Annotated in this window: 21 protein-coding genes; 7 read left to right on the plus strand and 14 right to left on the minus strand. The window is 72.1% G+C overall.

The window, feature by feature from the left end:
* Nucleotides 1-69 precede the first annotated feature (69 nt).
* The gene (locus Q5694_RS04735) at nucleotides 70-1,221 is read right to left on the minus strand and encodes a glycosyltransferase family 4 protein (RefSeq protein ID WP_333930733.1); all 1,152 of its coding nucleotides are present in this window, start codon (nucleotides 1,219-1,221) and stop codon (nucleotides 70-72) included.
* A 239-nt stretch (nucleotides 1,222-1,460) separates the two neighbouring features.
* On the minus strand, nucleotides 1,461-2,456 hold the full coding sequence (locus Q5694_RS04740) for a DUF3068 domain-containing protein (protein WP_333930734.1): 996 nt from the start codon (nucleotides 2,454-2,456) through the stop codon (nucleotides 1,461-1,463).
* A gap of 213 nt (nucleotides 2,457-2,669) precedes the next feature.
* Here Q5694_RS04740 and Q5694_RS04745 point away from each other — a divergent pair, with 213 nt between their 5' ends.
* From Q5694_RS04745 to Q5694_RS04760, 4 genes are all read left to right on the plus strand, one after another.
* On the plus strand, nucleotides 2,670-2,822 hold the full coding sequence (locus Q5694_RS04745) for a hypothetical protein (protein WP_298572590.1): 153 nt from the start codon (nucleotides 2,670-2,672) through the stop codon (nucleotides 2,820-2,822).
* A gap of 3 nt (nucleotides 2,823-2,825) precedes the next feature.
* Entirely contained in the window at nucleotides 2,826-4,070 is a 1,245-nt protein-coding gene (locus Q5694_RS04750; protein ID WP_333930735.1) for a helix-turn-helix domain-containing protein, read from the plus strand.
* A 155-nt stretch (nucleotides 4,071-4,225) separates the two neighbouring features.
* A complete protein-coding gene (locus Q5694_RS04755) occupies nucleotides 4,226-4,999 on the plus strand; it encodes an IclR family transcriptional regulator (protein ID WP_333930736.1) in 774 nt (257 codons plus the stop codon).
* On the plus strand, nucleotides 4,996-5,859 hold the full coding sequence (locus Q5694_RS04760) for an SMP-30/gluconolactonase/LRE family protein (RefSeq protein ID WP_333930737.1): 864 nt from the start codon (nucleotides 4,996-4,998) through the stop codon (nucleotides 5,857-5,859). Before Q5694_RS04755 ends, Q5694_RS04760 begins: the two co-directional genes overlap by 4 nt.
* Before the next feature lie 66 nt (nucleotides 5,860-5,925).
* Here Q5694_RS04760 and Q5694_RS04765 read toward each other — a convergent pair whose 3' ends face one another.
* The 3 genes from Q5694_RS04765 to Q5694_RS04775 all read right to left on the minus strand — a co-directional run bounded on the left by Q5694_RS04765 (nucleotide 5,926) and on the right by Q5694_RS04775 (nucleotide 9,418).
* On the minus strand, nucleotides 5,926-7,326 hold the full coding sequence (locus tag Q5694_RS04765) for an FAD-dependent monooxygenase (protein ID WP_333930738.1): 1,401 nt from the start codon (nucleotides 7,324-7,326) through the stop codon (nucleotides 5,926-5,928).
* A 254-nt stretch (nucleotides 7,327-7,580) separates the two neighbouring features.
* Complete coding sequence (locus tag Q5694_RS04770; protein WP_333930739.1) at nucleotides 7,581-8,810, minus strand: MAB_1171c family putative transporter; 1,230 nt, start codon at nucleotides 8,808-8,810, stop codon at nucleotides 7,581-7,583.
* Nucleotides 8,807-9,418, minus strand: a complete 612-nt coding sequence (locus Q5694_RS04775) for a toxin-antitoxin system, toxin component family protein (RefSeq protein ID WP_333930741.1) — start codon at nucleotides 9,416-9,418, stop codon at nucleotides 8,807-8,809. Before Q5694_RS04775 ends, Q5694_RS04770 begins: the two co-directional genes overlap by 4 nt.
* A 295-nt stretch (nucleotides 9,419-9,713) precedes the next feature.
* Here Q5694_RS04775 and arfA point away from each other — a divergent pair, with 295 nt between their 5' ends.
* On the plus strand, nucleotides 9,714-11,228 hold the full coding sequence (gene arfA / locus Q5694_RS04780; RefSeq protein WP_333930743.1) for an arabinosylfuranosidase ArfA: 1,515 nt from the start codon (nucleotides 9,714-9,716) through the stop codon (nucleotides 11,226-11,228).
* 39 nt (nucleotides 11,229-11,267) lie between these two features.
* Here the strand turns inward: arfA and Q5694_RS04785 are convergent, their stop codons facing one another.
* On the minus strand, nucleotides 11,268-14,153 hold the full coding sequence (locus Q5694_RS04785) for a glycoside hydrolase family 35 protein (protein WP_333930744.1): 2,886 nt from the start codon (nucleotides 14,151-14,153) through the stop codon (nucleotides 11,268-11,270).
* Between the two features lie 127 nt (nucleotides 14,154-14,280).
* On the opposite strand from Q5694_RS04785, the gene Q5694_RS04790 reads away from it, so the two are divergent.
* Nucleotides 14,281-14,739, plus strand: a complete 459-nt coding sequence (locus tag Q5694_RS04790) for an RrF2 family transcriptional regulator (protein ID WP_333930745.1) — start codon at nucleotides 14,281-14,283, stop codon at nucleotides 14,737-14,739.
* 414 nt (nucleotides 14,740-15,153) lie between these two features.
* Nucleotides 15,154-15,810, plus strand: coding sequence for a DUF4360 domain-containing protein (locus Q5694_RS04795; RefSeq protein ID WP_333930746.1), 657 nt, complete (start codon nucleotides 15,154-15,156; stop codon nucleotides 15,808-15,810).
* A 173-nt stretch (nucleotides 15,811-15,983) separates the two neighbouring features.
* Here the strand turns inward: Q5694_RS04795 and Q5694_RS04800 are convergent, their stop codons facing one another.
* The 8 genes from Q5694_RS04800 to chvE all read right to left on the minus strand — a co-directional run bounded on the left by Q5694_RS04800 (nucleotide 15,984) and on the right by chvE (nucleotide 25,943).
* On the minus strand, nucleotides 15,984-16,775 hold the full coding sequence (locus tag Q5694_RS04800; protein WP_333930747.1) for an ABC transporter permease: 792 nt from the start codon (nucleotides 16,773-16,775) through the stop codon (nucleotides 15,984-15,986).
* Nucleotides 16,772-17,737: an ATP-binding cassette domain-containing protein gene (locus tag Q5694_RS04805; RefSeq protein ID WP_333930748.1), complete on the minus strand. Its 966-nt coding sequence runs from the start codon at nucleotides 17,735-17,737 to the stop codon at nucleotides 16,772-16,774. The genes Q5694_RS04800 and Q5694_RS04805 overlap by 4 nt, the downstream gene beginning before the upstream one ends.
* A gap of 12 nt (nucleotides 17,738-17,749) precedes the next feature.
* Nucleotides 17,750-18,421: a DUF4097 family beta strand repeat-containing protein gene (locus Q5694_RS04810; protein ID WP_333930749.1), complete on the minus strand. Its 672-nt coding sequence runs from the start codon at nucleotides 18,419-18,421 to the stop codon at nucleotides 17,750-17,752.
* A 349-nt stretch (nucleotides 18,422-18,770) separates the two neighbouring features.
* Nucleotides 18,771-20,594: a pyridoxal phosphate-dependent aminotransferase gene (locus Q5694_RS04815; RefSeq protein ID WP_333930750.1), complete on the minus strand. Its 1,824-nt coding sequence runs from the start codon at nucleotides 20,592-20,594 to the stop codon at nucleotides 18,771-18,773.
* 197 nt (nucleotides 20,595-20,791) lie between these two features.
* The gene (locus Q5694_RS04820; RefSeq protein ID WP_333930751.1) at nucleotides 20,792-21,940 is read right to left on the minus strand and encodes an aldose epimerase family protein; all 1,149 of its coding nucleotides are present in this window, start codon (nucleotides 21,938-21,940) and stop codon (nucleotides 20,792-20,794) included.
* A gap of 55 nt (nucleotides 21,941-21,995) precedes the next feature.
* Nucleotides 21,996-23,237, minus strand: coding sequence for a multiple monosaccharide ABC transporter permease (mmsB, locus tag Q5694_RS04825; protein ID WP_333930752.1), 1,242 nt, complete (start codon nucleotides 23,235-23,237; stop codon nucleotides 21,996-21,998).
* On the minus strand, nucleotides 23,234-24,784 hold the full coding sequence (gene mmsA / locus Q5694_RS04830; protein WP_333930753.1) for a multiple monosaccharide ABC transporter ATP-binding protein: 1,551 nt from the start codon (nucleotides 24,782-24,784) through the stop codon (nucleotides 23,234-23,236). Before mmsA ends, mmsB begins: the two co-directional genes overlap by 4 nt.
* A 46-nt stretch (nucleotides 24,785-24,830) precedes the next feature.
* Nucleotides 24,831-25,943 (minus strand): multiple monosaccharide ABC transporter substrate-binding protein, encoded by a 1,113-nt coding sequence (chvE, locus tag Q5694_RS04835; RefSeq protein ID WP_443040815.1) that lies wholly within the window; start codon nucleotides 25,941-25,943, stop codon nucleotides 24,831-24,833.
* Nucleotides 25,944-26,047 lie beyond the last annotated feature (104 nt).

Here is a 26,047-nt window from a genome sequence, read left to right on the forward strand (position 1 = left end):
GCAGACGCGGCCGGGCGTGCCCGGCGCGCACACGTGACACCACGTCACCGACGCGGCGCAGGGGTGACGTCACGGGGCCCAGCTCCGCACCGCCTCCGCGGCCACCACCCGGAACTGCCGTACCGTCCGGTCCCACCGGAACTGCGCGGCCCGCTCCCGGGCGGCCTTGCCCATCAGTTCCCGCCGCTCCGCCGACAGCGCCAGCGCACACCAGGCCGCGGCGAACGACGACTCGCCCCGGGCGAGGACGCCGGTCTCGCCGTCGACCACGGAGTCCTTCAGGCCGGGTACGTCGAAGGCCACGCTCGGCGTCTGCCGGGCCGCCGCCTCCGTCACCACCAGACCCCAGCCCTCCACGGCGGACGGGTGCAGCAGCAGCCAGGCCGCGCACAGCAGCCGGTGCTTCTCGGCCTCGGAGACGTACCCGGTGAACTCCACACCGGGTCCGGCGAGCCGCTGGAGCCGCTCCCGCTCCGGACCGTCGCCCACGATCACCAGCCGGCCGCCGGTCACCGGCCGCACCCGTTCCCACAGGCGCAGCAGCAGATCGATCCGCTTGTACTCGACCAGGCGCCCGACGGCGACGAACAGCGGCTCCGGCGAACGCCCGGCCCCCGGCCCCGGCTCCTCGACGCCGTTGTGCACGACCCGGATCCGCTCGCGCGCGACCCCGATCGCCCGCAGGGCGTGCGCCGTGGAGGACGACACCGCCACCAGCAGGTTGCGCTGCCGCGCCCCGGCCAGCGCCCAGTGCTCGAGTCTTCGGCCCAGGCGCGCCGCCGGGGCCAGCGGCCCGCCGAAGCGCATCGCCCACAGGTCGGTGTGGACGTGGTTGACCAGGGTCAGCGTCGGCCCGCGGTGCCACAGCGGGGCCAGGTACGGCATGCCGTTGCAGACCTCGACCAGCAGGTCGCAGGCACCGACCTGGCGGGCGAAGGCCGAACGGGCGCGCAGGTAGTGGCCGTAGGGACCACCCGCCGACACGACCCGGTAGTCACGGAAGGAGGCGGGGCCGCCGCACAGCAGGGTCACCTGGTGGCCCAGGCGGGTCAGGCCGTCCGCGAGCCGGTCGACCAGCAGCTCGGAGCCGCCGGCCGAGGGGTTGTCCAGGTCGCGGTGGGCGAGGAAGACGATCCGGCGGGGTTGTGGGGGGAGCGCCGGAAGGGGCTGCGGCGCGCCGGAGGGCGCGGTGCGCAGCTGGGACGGTACGTGCTGGGGCATGGACGCTCCAACTCGTCTCGGGGTGCGGAACGCAGCGTGGGGAAGACGTGGGGGATGGTGGTGGGGTCGGTGGGGTGGGCGGGTCACGTCGGGTCGGCCTGTGAGGGGCCTGAGCGCTTTTCAGGAGGGGAGTGTGGACGGTCTGTGCTCGGGGTGGGGTTGGACAGTTTTCGCCCGGACGTTCGCCACGGCTACTCACCGGCGTGACAATTTCCGCCCTTGTCGACGCTGACGTCACATCACTTTGTGAGGGAGGGGTGGGGTGAAGGGGGCGTATCGGACGGAACGGGCTGCTCCGGCTCCTTCCGCCCACGCGCCACCAGAACACCGCCCGTCACCGCGAGCAGCAGACCGGCGATCCCGGCGCCGATCGGCAGGGTGGTCCCCACGAGCCGGAGCTGCCCGCTGTCGCGCTTCGCCTGCCGTACGGCCTCCCGCTGCGTGGCGGGGGTGAAGGCGACCTTCTCGCTGTCCAGCAGCACCGCCGCGTCCTTCGTCCCGCCCGGCGCCCGCAGAGTGCGGCGCGGCCCGGTCTGCGCGTACAGCACGCGTCCGGTGGCCTGGTCGACGACCAGCACGAACCCGTGGTTGGAGTACCACTCCTCCGCCAGCACCTGGGGGCGCTGCGGCTGGTCGACGAGGCTGCCGGGCACCATGCGGGTGCCGGTCCTGGTCGGCGGCACGGAGCCGGTGAACCTGTAGCCCGTGTAGCCCTGCACCTTCTCGGTGCCGCGGTAGCGCAGCACGACCGTGTCCCCGAGGGTGTTGTCCCACCACTGGTAGGAGCGTTTCTGCACGTCGAAGGGGAACTTCAGGTAGGCCTCGCCCTCGATGTGGGGCTTCTCCCCGCAGCAGTGCACGGGCCGGGTGGTCCTGCGGTCCATCACCCAGCGGTGCGGCACGAAGTCCAGCGCGTCGTGCGGGTCCGCGGCCGGCAGCGACTTGTCGGTGTCGACGGTGGTCGTCACGTCCCACACGGCGTTGCCGCTGCGCTCGCTGTCCTCGACGTCGCCCCGGACCCGCTGGGTCACGGTGATCCGCCGGTCGGGAACGGTCTCGATCCGGTCGGTGTCGAAGACGCTGCCCCGGCCGGTGTAGACGGCGGTGGTGTCGATGTCGATCGGGTTGACCGCGGCACGCGGCTGCACGTACCAGGCGAGCAAGGGCGCCAGCACCAGCAGGAACGTGCCGAGACCCAGTAGGACCAGGGAAAACGGGGAGGTTGTACGGCGCATCCGGGCACTCCAGTGGCTTGGGACGGCTCGACGTACGAGAGGACCGGCACGGCGGCGGGAAGCGCACGTGCGGCTGGGCCGGGAACCGTAGGCGGCTCTTGACGGGGTGTCAATGCTTGTCGAGACTGGGCGCGACAGCAGGGACGGGGCGCCGGGGTGGGCGACCTCCGGACGATGTCCGGGCGAATCCGGGACAGAGAGGCTGACCCTGCGATGTCCAGACTGCTCGCTGCCGCGCTGACCGTGGCGCTCGCCGCCGCCCTCGCCGTGGGGGCCGCGCTGGGCGTGGTCGCGCTGCTCGAAGCCACCCCCGACCAGCCGAACACGCCCCTGATCACGTACGAGCGGGCCGGGCAGGGGAGTTGACCGATGACGGCCGCCCGCACCGGAACCGTCACGACCCGCTCGGCCTGGCACGACGTACCGCGTCTCCAGGTGCGCCGGTTCGCCGCGACCGTCATGGCCGAGGCGCCCGGGCTCGCCGAGGAGATCCTCCGCGAGATCCAGCGCGAGTACCCGCACCTGCCGGTCGTCCTCGACGACTCCGGCGAGCCGATGGCCCTGGTCGGCATCCGCCGCGCCATCGAGGCCTTCGTGCAGCACCTGGAGCACTCCGAGGGCCGCCCGACCGTCCCGCCCGGCGTCTTCCAGGACTTCGGCCGCGGCGAGGGCCTCAACGGCCGCTCCCTGGACTCCCTCCAGGCCATCTACCGCATGGGCGTCCGCATGGCCTGGCGCCGCTTCGCCGACATCGGCCAGCGCGTGCAGATCCCGCCCCCGGCGATGTACGAACTCGTCGACGCCGGCTACGAGTACCTCGACGGCCTGGTCGACCAGTCGGTGCGCGGTTACGCCGAGGCGGCGGCCCGCCAGGCCGGTGAACGACTGCGGCTGCAGCGCCGCCTCATGGAACTCCTGCTGGCCGAGCACCACCGGGGCGATCCCAGCGAGGCCTTCACCGAGCGGGCCGCCCGCATCGGCTGGCCCGTGCCGGAGAAGGTCTCGGTGGGCGTGCTGCTGCGTCCGGCCCGGGAGGCGATGGCCCCCGCCGTGGGCCAGGGCGTCCTGCTCGACATGGAGTACGAGCAGCCCCGCATGGTCGTCCCCGAGCCGGACGCGGCCGGCCGGCATGAACTGCTGCAGCGGGCCCTGGCCGGCTGGTCCGGCGCGATCGGCCCGCCGGTCCCGCTGGCCGACGCCGCGAAGTCGCTGCGCTGGGCGGAGGCGGCGGTCCGCCTGATGGAACGCGACCTGCTCCCCTCCGGGGAGGTCCTCCACTGCACGGAGCACACCGAGGCCCTGGTCCTGCTCCAGCCGGAGGAGCTGATCGACGACCTGGCCCTGCGCTGCCTGGCCCCCCTGGCCCACTGCGGCCCCACCCACGGCCGCCGCCTCGCCGAGACGCTCCTGGCCTGGCTGGAGACCCGCGGCGGCGCCCCCGAGGTCGCGGCCCGCCTGGGCGTCCACCCCCAGACGGTCCGCTACCGCCTGCGCCAGATCCGCGAGCTGTGGGGCGACGAGATAGACGACCCGGACCGCCGCTTCGAACTGGAACTGGTCCTGCGCGCCCAACGCCTGAGAGGAGAACTGGGCGCCTTCCGGGGACGGCGGTGAAACGGGGCCGGGCCGGCCGCCCGGACCGCTGATGTATCCGCTCCCGGTCGGCCGGCATTGCCCGGCCCCATCTCTATGGCTAGCCTGTGTTCGTCATGCCGATCGCCTGTTGAAATCTCGAACGCGGGCGCTGATGAACAGGGAGGGGGCCGGTCGTGGGACGCCTCGTACCAGCAGTGACCCGGGCTCTCGACATTCTGGAGCTCTTCCTCGACGGGGACGGGACGCTCTCCGCCCCCGACATCGTGCGCAGGCTGCAGCTGCCGCGCACCACCGTGCACGAGCTGGTGACCACGCTCGCCGCGCGCAAGTACATCGTCCCCGTGCCCGGCCAGCCGGGACGCTACCGGCTCGGCGTGCGCCCGTACCAGCTCGGCGCCCGCTACGCCGAACAGCTCGACCTGGCCGCCGAGGGACAGCAGGTCGCCCGGTCCGTCGCCGAGACCTGCGACGAGACAGTGCACGTGGCGATCCTCGAGGACACCGACGTCATCTACATCGCCAAGGTCGACTCCACGCACGCCGTGCGGATGGTGTCGGCGGCCGGCCGCCGCCTGCCCGCGCACTGCACGTCCGTCGGCAAGATGCTGCTGGCCTCCCTCCCCGAGGCGGAGCTCGCCGCGCGCATCCCCGACGGCGCCGAGCTGGTCGCGATGACGCCCAACAGCATCACCGACCCCGCGGCGCTGCGCGAGGCCCTGGCCGGGATCCGGGAGCGGGGCATCGCCGTGGAGAGCCGCGAGTCCAACCCGGACGTCTCCTGCGTGGCCGCGCCGGTGCGCGACCGCACCGGGCAGGTCGTCGCCGCGCTGTCGATCTCCGTGCCGATGATCCGCTGGAGCGAGGAGCGCCGGACCGAGCTGGAGCAGCTGGCAGCCAAGGGCGCCGCCGAGCTGTCCGAGCACCTCGGGCACCGGAGCGTGGCATGAGCACTCCGTACGAGGTCGCCGTGCGCGCCGAGGCCGAGCTGGGCGAGGGCCCGACCTGGGACGCGGCGGCCGGCCGGCTGCTGTGGATCGACATCCTCGGCTGCCGCGTGCACACCTACGACCCGGCCACCGGGCGGCGTACGACCCGCCGCACCGAACAGCACGTGGGCGCGGTCAAGCCGCGCGCCGGCGGCGGGCTGGTGCTGAACCTGCGTGACGGGATCGGCCTCCTCGGCCCCGGGGACGGCGACACCGACGGCGGCTTCCGGTGGCTGCGCCGCGAACCCGTCCCCGGCCGCCGGGCCAACGACGCCGCCGTGGCGCCCGACGGCTCCCTGTGGGCCGGCACCATGCGCTACGACGAGGCGCCGGGTGGCGGGACGCTGTCCCGCGTCACCGGCGACGGCTCGGCCGAGACCGTCCTGGACGACGTCACCGTCAGCAACGGCACCGGGTGGAGCCCCGACGGGCGGCTCATGTACTACATCGACACACCCACCCGGCGCGTCGACGTCTTCGACCACGCGGACGGGCGGGTGTCCGCACGCCGGACGCTCGCCGAGATCGAGGAGGGCGCCGGCTTCCCCGACGGACTGACCGTGGACGCCGACGGATGCGTGTGGGTCGCGCTGTGGCAGGGCTCGGCGGTCCGGCGCTACACCCCGGACGGGCGGCTGGACCGGGTGGTCGAACTGCCGGTGCCGCTGGTCACCGCCTGCGCGTTCGGCGGGGCCGCGCTGAGCGACCTGTACGTCACGACCGCGCGCACCGGCCTCACCGATCCGCCCGCCCTGGCGGGGTCGCTGTTCGTGGTGCCCGGCGCGGGCCGGGGCCTGCCGCAGCCGGTGTTCGCCGGCTGAGAGGGGGGCGGGCGGGACCGGGGGGGCGGCGGCCGGGCCGCCGTAACGTTCCTCCCCGCCCTGGGCTCAGCGTCCCGTCCGGTCCAGCCGGCGCAGGATCGCCCGTTCCTCCTCCGTCAGGGGCGCGCCCGCCGCCGGTGGCAGGGGCGGCCCGCTGAGCGTCGCCAGGACGGTCGAGGGCCGCAGCAGCCGCTCCGGCCCGGTCGTCATGCTCATCACGTCCCAGACCGCCGACGCCGCGGTGTACGAACCGGTCGCCGTGCGGATCATGCGGCGGGTGTACGCCGTGACCAGGCGGTCGGCGAGGCCGGGTGAACCCCCTCGCGTCCCGGGGAACCAGACGTCCTGGCTCACCGCCATCGTCCACGCGGCCTGGACCGGCCGGGCCGCCCGCCGCTGCACCCGCCGCGCGAGCCCGGGGCTCGCCAGGCCCGCCCGCCGCAGCTCCCGCTCCAGCTCCCGGGCTTCGAGCGCGGCCACCGACATGCCCTGTCCGTAAGCCGGGTTGAACGTGGCCAGCGCGTCGCCGAGGACGACGAGGCGTTCGGGCCAGGAGCCGACCTGCTCCAGGTACCGGCGGTGGTTGCTGGTGCTGCGGCTGACGTGGACGTCGGTGAGCGGCTCCGCGCCGGAGATCAGCCGGCCCACGACCGGATCGGGCAGGTCCAGCGTGTACCGGAGGAACTCGTCCGGGTCGGAGGGCGGTTCGCCGCCGCCGCGTGTCCCGGCGAGGCTCACCATCCAGCGGCCGCCCTCGATCGGCAGCACCATGCCGCTGCGGCCGGGCCGCCCCCGGTAGGGATCGGCCTGCACCATGGTCAGCGGGAACCGCTCGGCGCCCTCGGGCGTGCGGTAGAGGCGGGTGGCGTTGACCAGACCGGCGTCCACCGTCTTCTCGCGCACGTCGTCGATGCCCAGCCGCGCCAGCCAGGTCACGATCCGTGAGCCCCGCCCGCCGGCGTCGACCACGAAGTCGGCCGGGAGTCGCTCCTGTCCGGCGGCGGTGGAGAGGCGCACCCCCGTGACCCGCTGCCGCGTTCCGGTCAGCTCCAGCACCTGTGCCTTGCGGATCACCACCCCCGTGTTGTCCAGCACCGCGGCTCGCACCGCCCAGTCGATCAGCGCCCGGGTGCAGGTCAGCATCCGCGGCCCGGGGTGGCGCCAGCGGCGGAACCAGCCCTCGGGGGTGAGGACGACCATGCCCGAGCCGAGGGGTATCTCGTGCGCGCCCGCGGCGAGCAGGTGCTTGCGCATGCTCACGCCCGGCACCAGGTCCTCCATCGAGGCGAGGCCGCCCGCCAGGAGGAGGTGCGCGTGACGTCCCTGCGGCAGGCCCCTGCGGTGCTCCGGCCCGTCGGGCAGGTCGTCGCGGTCGAGGACGACCACCTCGTCCGCGACGGCGGACAGGGCCGCCGCGGCCAGCATGCCGGCCAGTCCCGCACCGATGACGACAGCTCTACGCGACATGCGACTCCTCGCACTCAGCCATGACGGCTCCCCCGCCCCGAGGGCCTTCCCCGGCGCCCGGCCACAGCCGCGCGACGCGCAACGCCGGTCGCAGGCAACGGTTTCGAGCCATGCAGGCTCCTGTTCCGGACGGCTCTCACCGTACCTTCACGTATCGGATCCGCGATCCCCCGGTGCAGGTCCCGCCGGACGATCCGGCCGCGCACGGCCCGTCCCGGCCGCGCGCGGGGCGGACACCGGCCCGCCGAACGCCGTCAGCCCGTGAGCGACCTGCCGTCCGCGGGGTCGGGCACCCGGGCACGGATCGCCCGGAGGTCCTCCGTGCGCCGCAGGGCCCGGGACACGGCGCCGATCTCGCGCAGCAGGTCCGTGGTGTCACGCGCGCCGGCGCCGTCGTCCTCCTGGGTCCGGCTCCTGGCGTCGACGGCGTCCAGGATCGCCGCGGTCGCGGCCAGCGCCTTGGCCCGGTCCGGCGGGTGTCCGAGGGCGAGGGCGGCCTCGTGGTACCTCTCGCGCCGGTCCTCGTCGATGTACCGGGCGAGCGGCAGCAGACAGTCGCGGATGAACGTCTCCCTGCGCACCAGCCGCAACTCCGGTGTGGCGCGCAGCAGGAACGGGACACCGTCACCGTCGACCGTCTTCATCAACTGGTACAGCGGCCGCAGTTCGTGGTGGGCGAGCCGGACGTGCCAGCGGCCGTGGAGGTACTGTCCGGCGTGCGGGATGATGAAGCCGACCGCTATCAGCACGGCGGACAGGCAGGCGAGCGGCGGGGCGACGGCCGTGCTCAGCCAGTCCAGGTCGCGCCCGGTCCAACGGGCCGCCACGGCCGTCATCTTGGCGGCGTCGAAGAACAACTGCGCCGCGTAGCCCACACCGAGGAACTTCAGCCCCCAGCGCAGCAGCGAGTCCAGCCCGTCGGTGCGGATCCAGTTCCAGATCAGCCCGTTGGTCACCACCGCCGCCACGGTGTGCGCGAGCAGGTAGAGCACGATCATCTCGCGCATGTACGGGGTGTTGGCGTAGTACGTGTCGAGATCGCGCAGCCGCTCCTCCGGGACGTCCGCGAGGGCGAACAGCACCCACATCGCGACGATCACGCACGAGTACACGACCACGACCCCGCGCATCGCGCGCCGGGTGCGGTCGGAGCGGTCGGCCAGGCCGTTGCGCCAGGTGATGATCAGCAGCAGGCAGAAGGCGCAGAACGCGGTGAGCAGCGAGTAGACCCACGGGCCGGAGAAGTTCGCCACGCCGGTCAGCCGGTTGACCCGGGCGATGGTCGACGGCGCCACGAACACGAACACCGCGCAGGCGAGCAGCAGCAGCCCGCCGACCGCGCGCAGCAGCGGGTCCTTCCAGAGCCGGATGATGCTGGGCAGCTTGATGGCCAGGGCGGCGGCCAGGATCCCGGCGGGGATCCACCAGAAGTTCGGGTAGAACTGGTTGACGAACTCGACCGGCGTCAGCGCCACCGTCGTCACCGTGCCGTACCTCCCCGCGGTCCCCGGTAGCCCAGCGACCGCTGCACGGGTTCGAGGGGCACGTCCGGGGCGCGCCCGCCGGGCAGCAGCGCCCGGCACCCCGCCGCCAGCCGGTGGCCGAACACGTCGGCCTCCGCCTCGTCCCGCTCCCGGGAGCCGTTGCGGGCCGCCACCGCCAGGGCGACGTCCTGCCAGCCGGGCCGGTCGGCGAACGCGTGGGCGGCCGCCGTGCCCACCCCGTGGTGGTGGCGGTGCCCGGCGTGCAGGTGCCACAACTCGTGGCCCAGTATGACCAGTTGCTGCACGGCCTCGGCCCGCTCCTCGACGATGATCAGGTCGAAGTCCTGGAACTCGACCCACAGACCGGTGACTTCGATCTCGTCCGGGAAACGCTCGAACCGCAGTTGCACGGGACGTCCGCCCCGTCGCGCACTCGTCTCCTCGCACAGCGCCCGGCACAACTCCCGTACGCCGGTGGAGGCTTGAGGTCTCCTCCGGACCGCGGCGGTGAGCTCGGCGGCCAGACCGCGCATGGCGGAGCCCCTGCGGGAACGCCCGAGTGCGGCGGTGACTCGGGCGGCCAACGTCCGCGCGCCCGCGATGTCCATCGCTCCCCCTTCTCACCCCCGGCCGACGGCTGGGCAGCCCGTCCGAGACTACGCGCCCGAAAGTGTGCGCGTCATGCGATCGGGCGCCCGAAGCGCACCGGGCGGCGACCGTTCCCGCCCGCTGCGGCCCGGTCGCGGGCGCCCGCAGGACGGCCGGCGCCGTGCGGGGCCCATTGACGCGCACGGGCTTCGAACCTACGGTCCCGTTCGGAAAAGCGACCACCGATCGACATCTCGAACACCGGTACCCGTCACCGACTCGGACCGCGTCACCCCACCGACCCGAAAGGCGACCATGCGAGCCGCCCGCTTCACCCTGGACCCCGCATTCACCGTCGGCGAAGTGAACCCCCGCCTCTTCGGCTCCTTCGTGGAGCACCTCGGCCGCTGCGTCTACACCGGCGTCTTCGAACCCGGCCATCCCACCGCCGACGACAAGGGCCTGCGCCGGGACGTCCTGGGCCTCGTCCGCGAACTCGGCGTCACCGCCGTCCGCTACCCGGGCGGCAACTTCGTCTCCGGCTACCGGTGGGAGGACTCGGTCGGCCCGGCCGGAGACCGGCCCCGCCGCCTCGACCTGGCCTGGCACTCCACCGAGACCAACCGCTTCGGCCTGTCCGAGTACATCGACTTCCTGCGCAAGATCGGCCCGCAGGCCGAGCCGATGCTGGCCGTCAACCTCGGCACCCGCGGTGTCGCCGAGGCCCTGGAACTGCAGGAGTACGCCAACCACGCCGGCGGCACCGCCCTGTCCGACCTGCGCGTCTCCCACGGCGACGAGGACCCCTTCGGCATCCGCCTGTGGTGCCTGGGCAACGAGATGGACGGGCCCTGGCAGACCGGCCACAAGACGGCCCGGGAGTACGGCCGCCTGGCCGCCGAGACCGCCCGGGCCATGCGGCAGCAGGACCCCGGCATCGAGCTGGTGGCCTGCGGTTCCTCCCACCAGTCCATGCCGACCTTCGCCGCGTGGGAGGCCACGGTCCTGGAGGAGACGTACGACCTCGTCGACCACGTGTCCCTGCACGCCTACTACTGGCCCGAGGACGGCGACCTCGACTCCTTCCTCGCCTCCGCCGTCGACATGGAGTCCTTCATCGACAACGTGGTCGCGACCGCCGACCACGTGGGCGCGCGGCTGAAGTCGAAGAAGAGGATCAACCTCTCCTTCGACGAGTGGAACGTCTGGTACCTGCCCGAGTGGCAGGCGCGCGCCGAAGCCTTCGCGCAGGACGACTGGCCCGAGGCGCCGCGTCTGCTGGAGGACAACTACAGCGTGACGGACGCGGTCGTGTTCGGCTCGCTGCTCATCGCCCTGCTCCGGCACGCGGACCGCGTCACCGTCGCCTGCCTCGCCCAGCTCGTCAACGTCATCGCCCCGATCATGACCGAGCCGGGCGGCCCGGCCTGGCGGCAGACCACCTTCTTCCCGTTCGCCCAGGCGTCGCGGTACGGCCGCGGCGAGGTCCTCGACGTCCGGGTGGACTCACCCACCCACGAGACGGCCAAGTACGGCGAGACCGACCTGCTGCACGCCACGGCCGTACGCGGCGAGGACGGGTCGGTCACCGTGTTCGCCGTCAACCGCTGCCGGACCGAGGCGTTGCCGCTGGAGGTCACCCTGGGTGCCCTCGGCCTGTCGTCGGTGGTCGAGCACAGCGCCCTCGCCGACGCGGACCCCGACGCGCGCAACACCCTCCACGACCCGGAGCGGGTCGCCCCGCACCCGGTCGACGGCACGGTGTTGCGCGACGGCACGCTCGGCGCCGTCCTGGAGCCGCTGTCCTGGAACGTGATCCGGCTGGCGTGACGGCCGCCGGCCCCGGCCCGTGCCCGGCGCGCGGGCCGGTCACACCGGCTTGACGGGCACTCCTCCGGCCGCCGCGCCCAGCAGGGTCAGCCGCACCTGGCCCGGGCCGGACGCAGTGGTCCCGTCGGACAGCACCGCCAGCGCCAGCGTGTTGGCACCACGTGTGCGCAGAATCCCGTTCGGCAGCACGAAGGTGTGCTGCGGCCCCACGTCGTTGAGGTACTGGCCCAGGTTCCAGCCGTTGAGGAAGACCTGCACGCGGTAGGCCCGTTCCGGGTCGTCGTCGAGGACCAGGCCGACCGAGGCGTCCACGCCCGGGTCGACGTCCAGCCGGAAGCGGGTGCGGTACCAGGTGACGCCCTGCCGCCGGTCCGCGCGCGGCGGTCCGGCCCGCTCCCAGTCCCGGTCGTCGTGGTCCGGCAGGTGCCAGCCCTCCCGCTCCCCGTACAGGCCGCCGTTGTTCACCGCGCCCCGCACCGGGTCGGGCACGGTGGCGCCCTGGATGCGCCAGGTCACCTCCGGGGAGGCGCCCCGGAAGGTCACGGCCGTGAGCCCGCGCGCGGCCTTGTGCGTATCGCGCGCTCCCTCGTCCGTGTCGTGCTGCATCGGCCGCACGAGCACGGACAGCACGTGCCGCGCCCGGGGTTCGTCGCGCAGCCGCTCGCGCACGTCCTCCGGCAGGGCGAAGACGGCCTTCGCCGTCCACGTGCCCTGTCCGGTGCGCCCCTCGTCCGGCACGGGCATGCGGTGCGTGCCCAGCGGCTCCCCGTCCAGCCAGGCCATCAGCAGGCCCTGGGTGCCGGTGCTGTAGGACAGGGACACGGACTCGGCGGTGCCGCCGCCCGTCCACTCGCCCCGGTACCAGACGTCGCCGTAGTGGAAGCCGTAGTCGTCGGCGAACAGCACGGGCTGTCCGTCGGGTACGGGCGTGGTGCTGAAGGACGTCGTGCGGTCGGCCTTCGCCCAGGCCGCGTCGTCGAAGCCGGGTTCGGCCTCCGGGTTCTCGGCGCGCCGCCGCCAGCCCGTCAGGGCGGGCAGGACCGGGCGGGTCACACCCGGCAGCGGGCGCAGCGCGAGCAGGCTGCCGGAGGCGGAGAGGCGGGTGGGCACCGGCCGCCCGTTCCAGGTGACGTGGGTGATGCCGCGCGGCCCCCAGACCTCCAGGCCGGTCGCGCCGATGGTGTCGCCGGTGAGGTGGACCGTGGAGTCGCGCAGGACGGCCGAACGCAGCAGGGCCGGGCCGTAGACGAGCAGCGGGCCGGACGGTGTCTCGTGGGGCCACAGCCGCAGGGCGGTGGCGTCGTCCGCGAAGAGCAGCAGCATCGGGGTGTCGACGCCGTCACCCTCGACCCGCACCCGGCTCAGTCCGCCGGCGCCCAGCGGGGCGGAGACGTTCAGCTTGCCGAGGTTGTACGCCCAGGCCGGCTCGGCGTCCAGCCGCATGGGCGTCGGCTCGTCCGCGCAGTCCAGCACGACCTGTGCCAGGTCGCCGCGGCGGCCGGCGAACACGGCGATGTCCTGCCGCCCCGCGGTCATGCTCAGCATGGGCTGCACGGAGCAGTGCACCATCGTCCGCCTGCCGAGCCGCAGTCCGGCGGCGATGAGCTTGGCGTCCCGGGCCGGGACGGTGACCGGCACGTCGATCCCGGCGTCCGGGAGCGTGGAGGTGACCGGCTCGTCGGTGTCGTTGCGCAGGACGTAGACGTGGGCGCCGGTGTCCGGGTTGGTCAGGTGGCGGACCTCGATCCGCTCGTCGGCGGCGCGGACCTCCCGGCCCGGGTCCAGCCGGGCGAGGTCGGGCACGGACCGCAGCAACTGCCCGATCTGGTGCATCGAGGCGAGCTTGGGGGTGGCGTTGCGGGCCTCGTCGAAGGCGGCGCCGTAGTCGTAGGAGGTGTACACGGCCGGTGCGGGCAGCCAGCCCCAGGAGGTTCCGCCGTACGTCATGCGGACGTTGTGCAGAGTGACGCCGTCGGCGAGGTGGGACAGGTAGGTGCGCCGTTCCCAGGCCGCGTCGCGGGTCCGGCGGGCCTCGGCGTATCCCTTGCCGCCGAGGGCGGAGCCGCCCCACACGTCGGGACGGCCCCCGCCGACGTCGGGCAGGAACCTGGGGGTGCGGCCGGGGGACGTGGCCCCGCCGCCCGCGAAGTGCCCCCGGACGGGAGCGACTTCGTCCGGCTCGGCCGGCCGGCCCTCCTCGGTGGTGTGGAACAGCGGTACGTCGATGCCGTCGGCGCGGACCTTCTCGTACAGGTGGGACAGGTAGGCGCGCCGGGACGGGTCGTCGGCGGCCGCGGGGGCCTGTTCGAGCCGGTACAGCAGGACCGTGCCCGTGCCCCGCGTGAACAGGTGCCCGGCGACCACGCCGTTGACGGCCGTCAGCCATTCGTCGGCGTACCGGAGGAAGGCGGGGTCGGAGGTCCGGGCCCGGCCCTCGGTGGCGGTCAGCCAGCCCGGGAAGCCGCCCGCGTCGACGTCGGCGCCGATGTGAGGGCCGGGCCGCAGCACGACGTACAGGCCGGTCTCGGCGGCCGTGCGCAGGAACAGGTCCAGGTCGCGCACGCCCGAGAAGTCGTACCGTCCGGGCGCGGGGGAGTGGACGTTCCAGGCGACGCACGCGGTGACGGCGTTGTAGCCGTGGGCGCGCATCTTCTGCAGCACGTCCCGCCACAGGGAGGGGCTCGGCAGCCGGAAGGGGTGCATCTCGCCCGCCCAGAGCACCAGTCGCCGGCCGTCGACCACCAGCGAGTGCCGGTCGAAGCGGATGTCGTGCGGCCGGCCGTCGGCGCCCGGCACCGGTGGCGGCGGGCCGGTGCGCACGGGCCGGCCGGGGTGCGCGGAGCTCGGCGACCCGCTGCCGGTCAGCGCGAAGCCGAGCGCCGCCGTGCCGGCGAGAGCGTGAAAGGTGCGCCTGCTGAGCTCCAAGGGAGCGCCTCCTGGTGTGCCGTGCCTTGCGTGGTGCCGATGTCGGGCGGCTGCCGCGGGGCCGCCGGCGGCGGCCCGGGTGCCGGTGGTGCGTCCATGTCTACAGGGTGACCGCGACAATGGTCCTATGAGGATCTCGGCACGTGCGGACTACGCGGTACGAGCGGTCGTGGAACTGGCCGCCCGGCAGGATGAGGGGCCGGTCAAGGCGGAGGCCGTGGCCACCGCGCAGGACATTCCCCACAAGTTCCTCGAGGGGATCCTCGGAGACCTGCGGCGCGGCGGTGTCGTCGACAGCCGCCGGGGCGGGGGCGGCGGTTACCGGCTGGCCCGCGAGGCGGACCGGATCAGCGTGGCGGACGTGATCCGGGCGGTGGACGGACCGATCGTCTCGGTCCGCGGGGAACGGCCGACCGGCCTCGCCTACTCGGGCACCGCCGAGCCGCTGCTGCCGCTGTGGATCGCCCTGCGGGCCAACGTGCGCCGGATCCTGGAGGGCGTGACGATCGCCGACCTGGCGGCCGGGGCCCTGCCCGAGCCGGTGCAGCGGCTGGCGGCGGAGCCGGCGGCCTGGGAGAACCCCTGAGGGGCGGCGGCCGTACGCTGCGCGATGCGTGAGCCTCATTCCGTCCCCGGGATGTCCTCGCTCCGACGGCGTCAGCGCCGGTGTGCGGTCCGCACACTCCGACGCACGTGTGCAACGCACCTTATGCGCCCCCGGGCACGGTCCGTGCCGGGGCCGGGCGAAGGGACCGCCCTCCGCCCGGTGGCCGGCCGCCGGGCCTCACTCGGGCCGGTGGCCTTTCCGCCAGTGTGAATGGCCGGACGGCGTCCTGGCCGGTGCCCGTGGCTCTGCGTACGATGCGACCGCTCCCGGCCTTCACGACTCCTCCACGGAACGGTCACAACCGGGGGCGCATGCGCCTAGCGCTGTTTGTCATGCGCATGTTTAGCCAGTCGCACGTCACGATTCCACCCCCCACGAACGGATGGGAGAACCATGGCCGGTGGCCTGCTCCTGAGCGGCGCGATCGCCGCGCTGCTCACCAGCGCACTTCCCGCGCAACCGCCCTCCTCCGGGTTCGTCGACCCGCCCCCGGACAAGATCGTCATCAAGGTCGCCACGGTGAACGGCTCCGGCTGCCCGCAGGGCACCGCCGCGGTGGCCGTCTCCGAGGACAACACGGCGTTCACGGTGACCTACAGCGACTACCTCGCGCAGGCCGGAGGCGATTCCGACCCGACCGCCTTCCGCAAGAACTGCCAGCTCAACCTGCTCGTCCACGTCCCCTCGGGCTTCACGTACGCCATCGCCAGCGCGGACTACCGCGGTTTCGCCGCACTCCAGCGCGGCGCGAGCGCGACCCAGCGGGCGTCGTACTACTTCCAGGGCTCGCCGAGCACCGCCTACCGCAACCACCCCTTCAACGGCCCCTACAACGACAACTGGCAGGCCACCGACGAGACGGACTGGGCGCAACTGGTCTGGGCCCCCTGCGGGGTGCAGCGCAACTTCAACATCAACACCGAGATCCGCGTCAACGCCGGTACGCAGTCGGCCGACAAGGTCAGCTTCATGACCATGGACTCGACCGACGGGGACATCAGCACCGTCTACCACATGGCGTGGAAGGAGTGCCCGGAGAAGAAGTCCTGACCGTCTGAAGGGCCGGCGCACTCCGCCGGACACCGGGCGCGCGGAATCAACTGCCCCCGCGCGCCCGGGTGCGCCCGGGGGAGGTCAGGAACGCCACAGAGGGCGGCGCGCACCGGCCGTTGCCGGTGCGCGCCGCCCTCGCGGGGGTGCGGTGCCTGGCGTCGTCGCGCCCGCTACTTCGGGTCGTTGCCGAACTTGGCCGCGGCCCAGAAGTAACCCAGGACGGCCAGCGCCACGCACCAGCCGACGGCGAGCCAGCCGTTGTTCCCGATCTCGCTGCCGAGCAGCAGCCCGCGCAGGGTCTCGATGGCCGGGGTGAACGGCTGGTACTCGGCGAACGGCCGGAACCAGCCGGGCATCGAGTCGAGCGGGACGAACGCGCTGGACAGCAGCGGCAGCAGGATCAACGGCATCGCGTTGTTGCTGGCGGCCTCGGCGTTGGGACTGACCAGACCCATGCCGACCGCGATCCAGGTGAACGCCAGGGCGAAGAGCACGAGCAGCCCGAACGCCGCGAGCCACTCCAGGACCGTGGCGTCGGTGGAGCGGAAGCCGATGGCCACGCCCACGGCGCCCACGAGGACCACGCTGGCGACCGCCTGGATCACGCTGCCGACGACGTGCCCGACGAGCACCGAGCCGCGGTGGATGGCCATCGTGCGGAACCGGGCGATGATGCCCTCGGACATGTCGTTGGAGACGGAGACGGCGGTGCCGATCGTGGTGCTGCCGATGGTCATCAGCAGCACCCCGGGCACGATGTAGGCGATGTACACGGACCGGTCCGGGCCCCCGTCGCCGATGCCCGCGCTCATGGTGTCGCCGAAGATGTAGACGAACAGCAGCAGGAGCATGATCGGCGTCAGGAGCAGGTTCAGCGTGAGCGAGGGGTAGCGCCGTACGTGCAGGAGGTTGCGGCGCAGCATCGTGGTGGAGTCGCGGACGGCGAGGGCGAGCGGACTCATCGGGCAGCCTCCTCGGGCTGGTTCGTCTGGTGCGGGACGCGGGCGTCGCCGGTCAGGGCGAAGAACACGTCGTCGAGGTCGGGGGTGTGCACGGTCAGTTCGTCGGCCTCGACGCCGGCGGCGTCGAGCCGGTCGAGGATCAGGCGCAGCGCGCGCTGGCTGCCGTCGCTGGGGATCTGCAGGGCCAGGGCCTCGTCGTCCTGGACGGCCCCGCCCAGGGCCGCCGCGGCGGACCGGTAGGTGCCCGGGTGGGTGAAGCGGAGGCGGACGTGTCCGCCCGGGACGATCCGCTTCAGCTCCTCGGCGGTGCCCTCGGCCGCGATGCGGCCGTCGTGCAGGACCGCGATGCGGTCGGCCAGTTCGTCGGCCTCCTCCAGGTACTGGGTGGTGAGGAAGACGGTGACGCCGCCGGACACCAGCTCCCGGATGATCTGCCACATGGTGTGCCGGGAGCGGGGGTCGAGGCCCGTGGTGGGTTCGTCGAGGAAGATCACGCGCGGTGAGCCGACCAGGGTCATCGCGATGTCGAGGCGGCGCTTCATGCCGCCGGAGTAGGTGGAGGCCGGCTTGCGGGCGGCCTCGGTGAGGTCGAAGCGCTCCAGCAACTCGGCCACCACCCGCCGCCCCTCGGCCTTGGGCAGGTGGTGCAGGTCGGCCATGAGGAGCATGTTCTCCTCGCCGGTGATCAGACCGTCGACGGCCGAGAACTGGCCGGTGACGCCGATCGCGGCCCGGACGGCCTGCGGCTCGCCGGCGAGGTCGTGGCCCGCGACCCGGGCCTGGCCGCCGTCGGCCCGGATGAGCGTGGAGAGGATCTTGACGGCGGTGGTCTTGCCGGCCCCGTTCGGGCCGAGCAGGGAGAAGATCGTCCCCTCGGGGACGGTGAAGTCGACGCCGTCCAGCACGGTCTTGTCGCCGTAGGACTTGCGCAGCCCGTTCGCCGCGATCGCCGGGTTGGTCATGGGTGGTCTCCTCTACAGGCTGCGGGCGGTGACGTCGCCGTAGGCGGTGGTGGCGTGGATGGTCAGTCCGGCGGCGGCGCCGTCGGCGTTCTTCAGCGAGTTGCGGATCCGGCCGTAGGTGGTGCCGGCGTCCAGGGAGGCCGAGACGCCCGGGGCGGCGCCGACCGAGATGTCGCCGTGCTGGGTGCGCAGCGTGAACGCGCCCCGCACGGCCTCGGCGATCCGGATGTCGCCCTTCTGGACGCTGACCTCGGCGGGGCCGCCGAGGCGTCCGACCGAGATGTCACCGGCCTGGACACCGATCCGGGCGGCCGCGGTCTCGTCGAGCTTGACCGGTCCGAGGGAGCCCTCGAAGGTCACGTCGCCGAGCCGCCCTACGCCCCGCAGTTCGCCGGCGGCCGTCCTGGCCTCGACGCGGGAACCGCTGGGGAGCTGGACGGTCACCTCGACGGCCCCGGAGGAACCGAGGAGCCGGTTCTTCGGCGCGGGGGCCGTGACGCGCAGGACGCCGTCGGCGTAGGAGACGGCGATCTGCTCCGCGGCCTTCACGTCGCGGCTCTTGGAGGCGTCGGCCGGCAGGACCTCGACGGTGGTGTCGGCCCGGTCGGCGGCGATGAACCGGATGCGGCCGGCGGGGACGTCCAGGACGGCGGTGACGGGCTTGGGGGTGGGGAACTGCTGCATGACGTCTCTCCTTCGACCGCTCTTTCCGGCATGAGAAACGCTACGTTGCATTCACGTGAGTGGCAACGTGCTTGTTGCATACGTCAGTCATCACGGCTGGTCAGCACGTATAAATCGTTGCAACGGCTGTGAAAAGTAATGCAACGCCCGGCCATGGTTCGTTGCAATGAGTGACGATGAACGCTACTGCGGCCGGTGCGGCGGAAACATGCGCAGGAGCCCGTGCGTGCGGGCGGCCCCGCGTCCGTCCCCGAGGCGGGGCGAGGCTCGCCGGACGACGGAGGGAGGGCGGGGGAACAGGAGAAGCCGGCCGGCGGGCACGCGGCCCGCCGGCGGAGTGGGCGGGCGGCTAGCCGGCCTGGCCCATGCCGGCCGCGTCGGGCCAGTTCTGCGCCGCCGGCCAGCCGGTGGCCGGGGCCGGCGTCAGGCCGTTCGTGCCCCGGACCTGGGCGGCGGTGAGACCACCACGGGCCGGTACGCCGGGCGGGGTGGGGCCGGTCGCCATGGGCATCGGCGCGGGCGCGGGGGCCGGAACCTGCGCCGCCGGGGCCAACGGCTGTGCGGGGACCAGGGGTTGGGCCGGGACGAGCGGCTGGGCGGGGAACGGCGGGGCAGCGGGGGCGGGCGGCTGCACCAGCCCGGGCTGCGGCTGCACCGCGGGCTGCGGCACCGGCTGGGGGACGGGCTGCGGCGCGGGCAGAGGAGCGGGCTGCGGCACGGACACGGGGGAGGGCTGCGGCACGGGGACGGGGGAGGGCTGCGGCACGGGGACGGGGGAGGGCTGCGGCAGGGGGACGGGCTGGGGGGCGGCCACCGGCTGGGGCGCGGCCGGCACCGGTGCTCCGCCGTCGTGGCCCGCCGGCAGGGCGGACGCCGCGGCGGGGAGCGGCACACCGGTGCCGGCCGCGCTCGGCGCGCCGGGCCCGGCTGCCGCGACCTGGGCCGCGAGCCCCCGCATCCCGGAGCCGTTCGTCTCGCTCATCAGCCGGTCCACGGCCGCCGTACCCGAGCTGTAGCCGGTCCCGTTGCCCGGCTCGGGTACGGCGGCTCCCCTCCTGGACGTCCCGTAGAGCACCTGTTCCAGGCCGGACACCAGGCGACGCACGTCCACCTGGGGGCGCACCACGAGACGCAGGAAGCGGCTGGACGAACCGATCTTGTTGCCGCACTCGCGGACCAGGATCCGGTGCTCGGTGAGCATCCGGTCGCGCACCACGGTGCCCTCGGCGCCCACGGGCAGGCGCACGAAGAGGAAGTTGCCCTGCGAGGGGTAGACGGTCAGCCCCGGCAGCGACGAGAGCTGGGACGCCATGTCCAGCCGGTCCCGGCGCACCTGCTGCAGGCTCTGCGCGTACTCGGCACCGTGCTCCTTCAGCATGAACACCACGTGCTCGGCGAAGGAGTTGAGGTTCCACTTGGGCAGCATGGAGCGGACCCGGCCGGCCAGCGCCGGATTGGCGACGAGGTAGCCGAAGCGGATGCCGTGCAGGCCGAAGTTCTTGCCGAGACTGCGCAGGACGACCACGTTGGGCCGCAGCATCGCCTCCTGGACGACGGACGGCTCGGCCTCTGCGTCGGCGAACTCCAGGAACGACTCGTCGACGACGATCAGGTCGAGGTCGGCCATGGCGTCCATGAACTGCACCACGGAGTGCTTGTGCAGGAAGCCGCCGTCGGGGTTGTTGGGGTTGCAGACGACGGCGACCCGGGTGCCGCGGGCGCGGATGAACTCGGCGTACTGGGCGAGGTCGAGGGCGAAGCCGCCGGACTCCTGGAGCGGGAACATGTCGACCCGCTTGCCGGTCTCCATGGGCTGGTCGGTCCAGCGGCCGAACGTGGGGACGGGGACGGCGAGGGACTCGCGCACCAGCAGGTGGTCGAGCCAGGTGATCAGCTCGGTCGAGCCGTTGCCCATCGCCACGCACTGCGGCGGCAGTTGCAGCAGGCTGCACAGCTCGGCGGTGATGGTGTCCGCGCTGCTCGGGTAGTACGTGACGATGTCGCGCAGCCTGGCGGCCATGTCCTCGAACATGGCCGGGGTGGGGAAGTACGGGTTGCAGGGGATGCAGAAGTCCACCGGCCCGGCTCCGTCGCCGCCCTCGCGTGTCAGCGCCGCCATCGAGGGGCTGTGCGCCGCGGTGCTGCGGAACAGCGACGTGACCTTGTCGGCCATGGAACCTCCGTGTGAGGCGGGTCCGTCGGGGGCGGCCGGACCCGGCGTGCGAGGGCGGCCCGCGCGGGGAGCACGGGCCGCCTTCTCATACGGAGACCGCACGGACGCCGTTCAAACGTCCGGGAACCGGTCGGGATCGGTGCGGCTGTGGTGAACGGGCGCCGACGCCCCGGAGGTTCCGGTAGGCTGCCCGCCCCTCACCGGCCGAAGGTGTGGACCGTCGTCGTGCGGTAGACCTGGCCGGGGCGCAGGACCGTCGAGGGGAACTTCGGCTTGTTCGGCGAGTCCGGGAAGTGCTGCGTCTCCAGGCACAGCGCGTCGCCCTGCCGGTAGGTGCGGCCCCTCGGGCCGGTCAGCGTGCCGTCGAGGAAGTTGCCGGAGTAGAACTGCAGTCCCGGCTCGTTCGTGGCGATCCTCAGCGTGCGCCCTGAGGACGGGTCGCGCAGGGTGGCCACGTGCTCCGGCCGGGCGGTGATGCCCTTGTCGAGGACCCAGTTGTGGTCGAAGCCCTTGGCGGTGATCAGCTGGGGGTGCGCGGTGCGGATGTCCCGGCCGATCGGCTTGGCCGTGCGGAAGTCGAAGGGGGTGCCCGCGACCTCGGCCAGCTCGCCGGTGGGGATCAGTCCGGCGTCGGTGGGCGTGTAGCGGGAGGCGGCGATGCGCAGCTCGTGGTCCTCGATGGTGCCGCTGCCCGCGCCGGCCAGGTTCCAGTAGACGTGGCTGGTGAGGTTGACCACCGTGGCCTTGTCAGTGGTGGCCTCGTAGTCGATGCGCCAGTCGCCGTGCCGGGTGAGGGTGTAGGTCACCTTCGCCTTGAGCGTGCCGGGGTAGCCCATCTCGCCGTCGACGGAGGTGTAGTACAGGTGCAGGCCGACGTCGGAGCCCTTCACGAACGGCTCGACGTCCCAGACGCGCTTGTCGAAGCCCTTGGCGCCGCCGTGCAGGCTCTGCTCGCCGTCGTTGACGGAGAGCTGGTAGTTCTTGCCGTCGAGCGTGAACTTGCCCTGTCCGATGCGGTTGCCGTACCGGCCGATCAGGGCGCCGAAGTAGGGGCTCTTGGCGACGTAGTCCTCGAGGTCGTCGAAGCCGGCGCTGACGTTGGCGTACCGGCCGCGGCGGTCGGGGATCTCCAGGGACTGCACGATGCCGCCGTAGGAGAGGACCTTCAGGCGGGTGCCGCCGTTCTCCAGCGACCAGAGGTGGACCTTCGTGCCGTCGGCGAGCTTGCCGAAGAGCGTCTTCACCGGCTTCCTGCCTCCCGTGGCGTGTGCCGTGCCGCCGAGCGCGGTGGCGGTGATGCCCGCCGCCGCGGCTCCCGCGACGACCGTGCGTCTGTTCAGTTCCATGTGCGGCTCCCGTATGAGGAGAGGGCCCCGCCGTGCGGCGGGGCCCCGATCTGACTTACGAACCGACCTTGCGCTTGTTCCACACGTCGAACCCGACGGCGGCGAGGAGCACCAGGCCCTTGATGACCTGCTGCCAGTCGGTGCCGATGCCGACGAGATTCATGCCGTTGTTCAGCACGCCCAGGACCAGGCCGCCGATGATCGCGCCGAGGACGGTGCCGACACCGCCGCTCATCGACGCGCCGCCGATGAACGAGGCGGCGATCGCCTCCAGCTCGAAGTTGAGGCCGGCCTTGGGAGAGGCCGCGTTGAAGCGGGCGGCGAAGACCAGACCCGCCAGGGCCGCGAGCATGCCCATGTTCAGGAAGACCAGGAAGGTGACCTTCTTGTCCTTCACGCCCGACAGCTTGGCCGCCGGGAGGTTGCCGCCGATGGCGTAGATGTGGCGGCCGATGATCGCGTTGCGCATGACGTAGCCGAAGCCGACCAGCAGCACGCCGAGGATCAGCAGCACGATCGGGGCGCCCTTGTAGCTGGCCAGCAGCATCGTCAGGGTGAGGATGGCGGCGCCGATCGCGGCCAGCTTCAGCAGGAACAGCTTGGCCGGCGGGACGTCCAGGGCGAACTCCTGCTGCCGCTTGCGGTCGCGGACCTCCTGGAAGATCACGAAGGCGATCATCGCGAGGCCCAGCAGCAGCGTGAGGTTGTGGTAGTTGGTGTCCGGGCCGACCTCCGGCAGGAAGCCGTTGGCGACCTTCTGCAGCCCGTCCGGGAACGGGCCGAGCGTCTGGCCCTCCAGGAAGATCTCCGTGAGGCCGCGGAAGATCAGCATGCCCGCCAGGGTCACGATGAACGACGGTATGCCGCCGTATGCGATGAAGAAGCCCTGCACGGCGCCCGCGACCGCGCCCACGGCCAGGCACAGCACCACGGCGAGCGGCCACGGCATGTCCTGCTTGACCATGAAGACGGCGGCCATCGAGCCGACGAACGCCGTCAGCGAGCCGACGGACAGGTCGATGTGGCCCGCGATGATCACCAGCATCATGCCGATGGCCAGGATCAGGATGTAGCTGTTCTGCAGCACCAGGTTGGAGACGTTGCGCGGCAGCAGCAGGTCGCCGTCGGTCCATACGGCGAACAGCACCACGATCAGGCCGAGTGCGATCAGCATGCCGTACTGCCGCATGTTGCGGCGCATGCCGTCCAGCACCAGCTGCAACAGGCCGTCGCCCGCGGCCCCTTCGCGGCCCGGCGGCGCGGGGGCCGGGCTCTTGGCGGTCACGTCCGTGCTCATCGGGATACCTCTTTGTCCTTCGTCATCTGACGCATCAGCGATTCCTGGGAGGCCTCGGCCCGCGAGAACTCACCCGTCAGCCGCCCCGCGGCCATCGTGTAGATGCGGTCGCACATGCCGAGCAGTTCGGGCAGCTCGGAGGAGATGAAGACGACCGCCTTGCCCTGGGCGGCCAGCTGGTCGATGACCGTGTAGATCTCGTACTTGGCCCCGACGTCGATACCGCGCGTCGGCTCGTCCAGGATCAGCACGTCCGGACCCGAGAAGATCCACTTGCTGAGGACGACCTTCTGCTGGTTGCCGCCGGACAGCTTGCCGACCGGCTCGAAGACGGTCGGCGCCTTGATGTTCATGGACTTGCGGAAGCCCTCGGCGACCTGCCGCTCCTCGTGCTCGTCGACCACACCGCGCCTGGCGACCTTGCCCAGGGCGCTCAGCGAGATGTTGCGGTTGATGGTGTCGATGAGGTTCAGGCCGTAGTGCTTGCGGTCCTCGGTGACGTAGGCGATGCCGTGCCTGACCGCCTCGGGGACGGTCTTGGTGCGGATCTCCTCGCCGTCCTTGAGGACGGTGCCGCCCGCGTAGCGGCCGTAGGTCCGCCCGAAGACGCTCATGGCGAGTTCGGTGCGCCCGGCGCCCATGAGGCCGGCGATCCCGACGATCTCCCCGCGCCGCACGTGCAGCGACACGTCGTCGCACACCTTGCGCTGCTGGTCGATCGGGTGGTGCACGGTCCAGCCCCGGATCTCCAGGGCCGGTGCCGCGCCCTCCTCGGGTTCGTGCGGCGACCGCTCCGGGAAGCGGTGCTCCAGGTCACGGCCGACCATGCCGCTGATGATCCGGTCCTCGGTGGTCTCCGGCGCCTTCACGTCGAGCGTCTCGATGGTCCGGCCGTCACGCAGGATCGTCACCGAGTCGGCGACCTTGCGGATCTCGTTGAGCTTGTGGGAGATGATGATCGAGGTGATGCCCTGCTTCTTCAACTCCAGGATGAGGTCGAGGAGTTTGCCGCTGTCCTCGTCGTTCAGGGCGGCGGTCGGCTCGTCCAGGATGAGCAGCTTCACCTTCTTGGACAGGGCCTTGGCGATCTCCACGAGCTGCTGCTTGCCCACGCCGATGTCGGCGACCCGGGTGTCCGGGTGGTCCGACAGGCCCACCCTGCGCAGCAGTTCGGTGGCGTGCCGCAGGGTCTCGGTCCAGCTGATGATCCCGCGGGTGGCGTGCTCGTTGCCGAGGAAGATGTTCTCCGCGAGGGAGAGGTAGGGCACCAGGGCCAGTTCCTGGTGGATGATGACGATGCCGCGTTCCTCGCTGGCCCGGATGTCCTTGAACCGGCAGACCTCTCCCTCGAAGAGGATGTCGCCCTCGTAGGTGCCGTGCGGATGGACGCCGGAGAGGACCTTCATCAGGGTCGACTTGCCGGCGCCGTTCTCCCCGCAGATGGCGTGGACCTCGCCCTGCCGGACGGTCAGCGTGACGTCCGACAGCGCCTTGACGCCGGGAAAGGTCTTGACGATCGAGCGCATTTCCAGGACGGGTCCCGCCATGGTCGTGCCTTCCAATCAGTGGTGAATCGTCGGTGGGTGGCGGGGACTACTTGAGGTCGCTCTCCTTGATGTAGCCGGAGTCGACGACCTCCTTCCGGTAGTTGCCCTTGTCGACGGCGACCGGCTCCAGCAGGTAGGCCGGGACGACCTTGGCGCCGTTGTCGTAGGTCTTGGTGTCGTTGACCTCGGGCTTCTTGTCGTTCAGCAGCGCGTCGACCATGTTCGAGGACACCTTGGCCAGCTCGCGGGTGTCCTTGTAGACGGTCATCGACTGCTGGTCGGCGATGATCGACTTCACCGAGGCGACCTCGGCGTCCTGGCCCGTGACGACCGGCAGCGGCTTGCTCTTGGAGCCGTAGTCGTCCGACTTCAGGGCGGACAGGATGCCGATGGAGATGCCGTCGTAGGGGGACAGGACGGCGTCGACGCGCTCGCTCTTGTAGGCCGAGGTGAGGATGTCGTCCATGCGCTTCTGGGCGGTGCCGCCGTCCCAGCGCAGGGTGGTGACCTGGTTGAGCTTGGTCTGGCCGGAGCGGACGACGAGCTGCTTCTTGTCTATGTAGGGCTGCAGGACCTTCATCGCGCCCTGGAAGAAGTAGCGGGTGTTGTTGTCGTCGTTGGAGCCGGCGAACAGCTCGATGTTGAAGGGGCCCTTCTTCGAGCCGTCCTTCAGGCCGAGCTTCTCCACGATGTAGCTGCCCTGCAGCTCGCCGACCTTCTCGTTGTCGAAGGAGGCGTAGTAGTCGACGTTCTTCGTGCCGAGGATGAGGCGGTCGTAGGAGATGACCGGGATGTTCGCGTCCTTGGCCTGCTGCAGCACGTTGTTCATCGACTTGTTGTCGATGGCCGCGATGATCAGCGCCTTGACGCCCTGCGTGATCAGGTTCTCGACCTGGGAGACCTGCTGGTCGGGGTCGTCCTCGCCGAAGACCAGCTTGGTCTTGTAGCCCCTGGACTCCAGGTCCTTGACGACGTTGTTGCCGTCGGCGATCCAGCGCTCGGAGGACTTGGTCGGCATCGCGATGCCGATGGTGGCGCCCTTGGCGTCCCCTCCGCTCTCCTCGCTGCCGCCCTCGCTGTCCTGACCGCAGGCGGACAGGGTCAGGGCGAGGGACGCGGCTGCGGCTGTGGCGGCGAGAGCGGCTCTGCGGTTACGCATGATCATCATCCTTGATCTGTGTGCAGGGCTCGGTCTGGGGCGCGAAGTCGCTCCGGGGTGGTCGTGCCGGAAAGACCGAGAAAACTTGTGTGGGATTGTGGTCG

Source organism: Streptomyces sp. AHA2 (assembly GCF_036857595.1).
Classification (GTDB): Bacteria; Actinomycetota; Actinomycetes; order Streptomycetales; family Streptomycetaceae; genus Streptomyces.

Bases quoted from the DNA above. Each gene is read 5' to 3' on its own strand.
- Q5694_RS04815 (WP_333930750.1), bottom strand. From the start codon at position 20,594: ATGGCCGACAAGGTCACGTCGCTGTTCCGCAGCACCGCGGCGCACAGC.
- Q5694_RS04795 (WP_333930746.1), top strand. From the start codon at position 15,154: ATGGCCGGTGGCCTGCTCCTGAGCGGCGCGATCGCCGCGCTGCTCACC.
- Q5694_RS04775 (WP_333930741.1), bottom strand. From the start codon at position 9,418: ATGGACATCGCGGGCGCGCGGACGTTGGCCGCCCGAGTCACCGCCGCA.
- Q5694_RS04810 (WP_333930749.1), bottom strand. From the start codon at position 18,421: ATGCAGCAGTTCCCCACCCCCAAGCCCGTCACCGCCGTCCTGGACGTC.
- Q5694_RS04790 (WP_333930745.1), top strand. From the start codon at position 14,281: ATGAGGATCTCGGCACGTGCGGACTACGCGGTACGAGCGGTCGTGGAA.
- arfA (WP_333930743.1), top strand. From the start codon at position 9,714: ATGCGAGCCGCCCGCTTCACCCTGGACCCCGCATTCACCGTCGGCGAA.
- mmsB (WP_333930752.1), bottom strand. From the start codon at position 23,237: ATGAGCACGGACGTGACCGCCAAGAGCCCGGCCCCCGCGCCGCCGGGC.
- Q5694_RS04765 (WP_333930738.1), bottom strand. From the start codon at position 7,326: ATGTCGCGTAGAGCTGTCGTCATCGGTGCGGGACTGGCCGGCATGCTG.
- Q5694_RS04745 (WP_298572590.1), top strand. From the start codon at position 2,670: ATGTCCAGACTGCTCGCTGCCGCGCTGACCGTGGCGCTCGCCGCCGCC.
- Q5694_RS04805 (WP_333930748.1), bottom strand. From the start codon at position 17,737: ATGACCAACCCGGCGATCGCGGCGAACGGGCTGCGCAAGTCCTACGGC.
- Q5694_RS04735 (WP_333930733.1), bottom strand. From the start codon at position 1,221: ATGCCCCAGCACGTACCGTCCCAGCTGCGCACCGCGCCCTCCGGCGCG.
- Q5694_RS04820 (WP_333930751.1), bottom strand. From the start codon at position 21,940: ATGGAACTGAACAGACGCACGGTCGTCGCGGGAGCCGCGGCGGCGGGC.
- Q5694_RS04800 (WP_333930747.1), bottom strand. From the start codon at position 16,775: ATGAGTCCGCTCGCCCTCGCCGTCCGCGACTCCACCACGATGCTGCGC.
- mmsA (WP_333930753.1), bottom strand. From the start codon at position 24,784: ATGGCGGGACCCGTCCTGGAAATGCGCTCGATCGTCAAGACCTTTCCC.
- Q5694_RS04750 (WP_333930735.1), top strand. From the start codon at position 2,826: ATGACGGCCGCCCGCACCGGAACCGTCACGACCCGCTCGGCCTGGCAC.
- Q5694_RS04760 (WP_333930737.1), top strand. From the start codon at position 4,996: ATGAGCACTCCGTACGAGGTCGCCGTGCGCGCCGAGGCCGAGCTGGGC.
- chvE (WP_443040815.1), bottom strand. From the start codon at position 25,943: ATGCGTAACCGCAGAGCCGCTCTCGCCGCCACAGCCGCAGCCGCGTCC.
- Q5694_RS04740 (WP_333930734.1), bottom strand. From the start codon at position 2,456: ATGCGCCGTACAACCTCCCCGTTTTCCCTGGTCCTACTGGGTCTCGGC.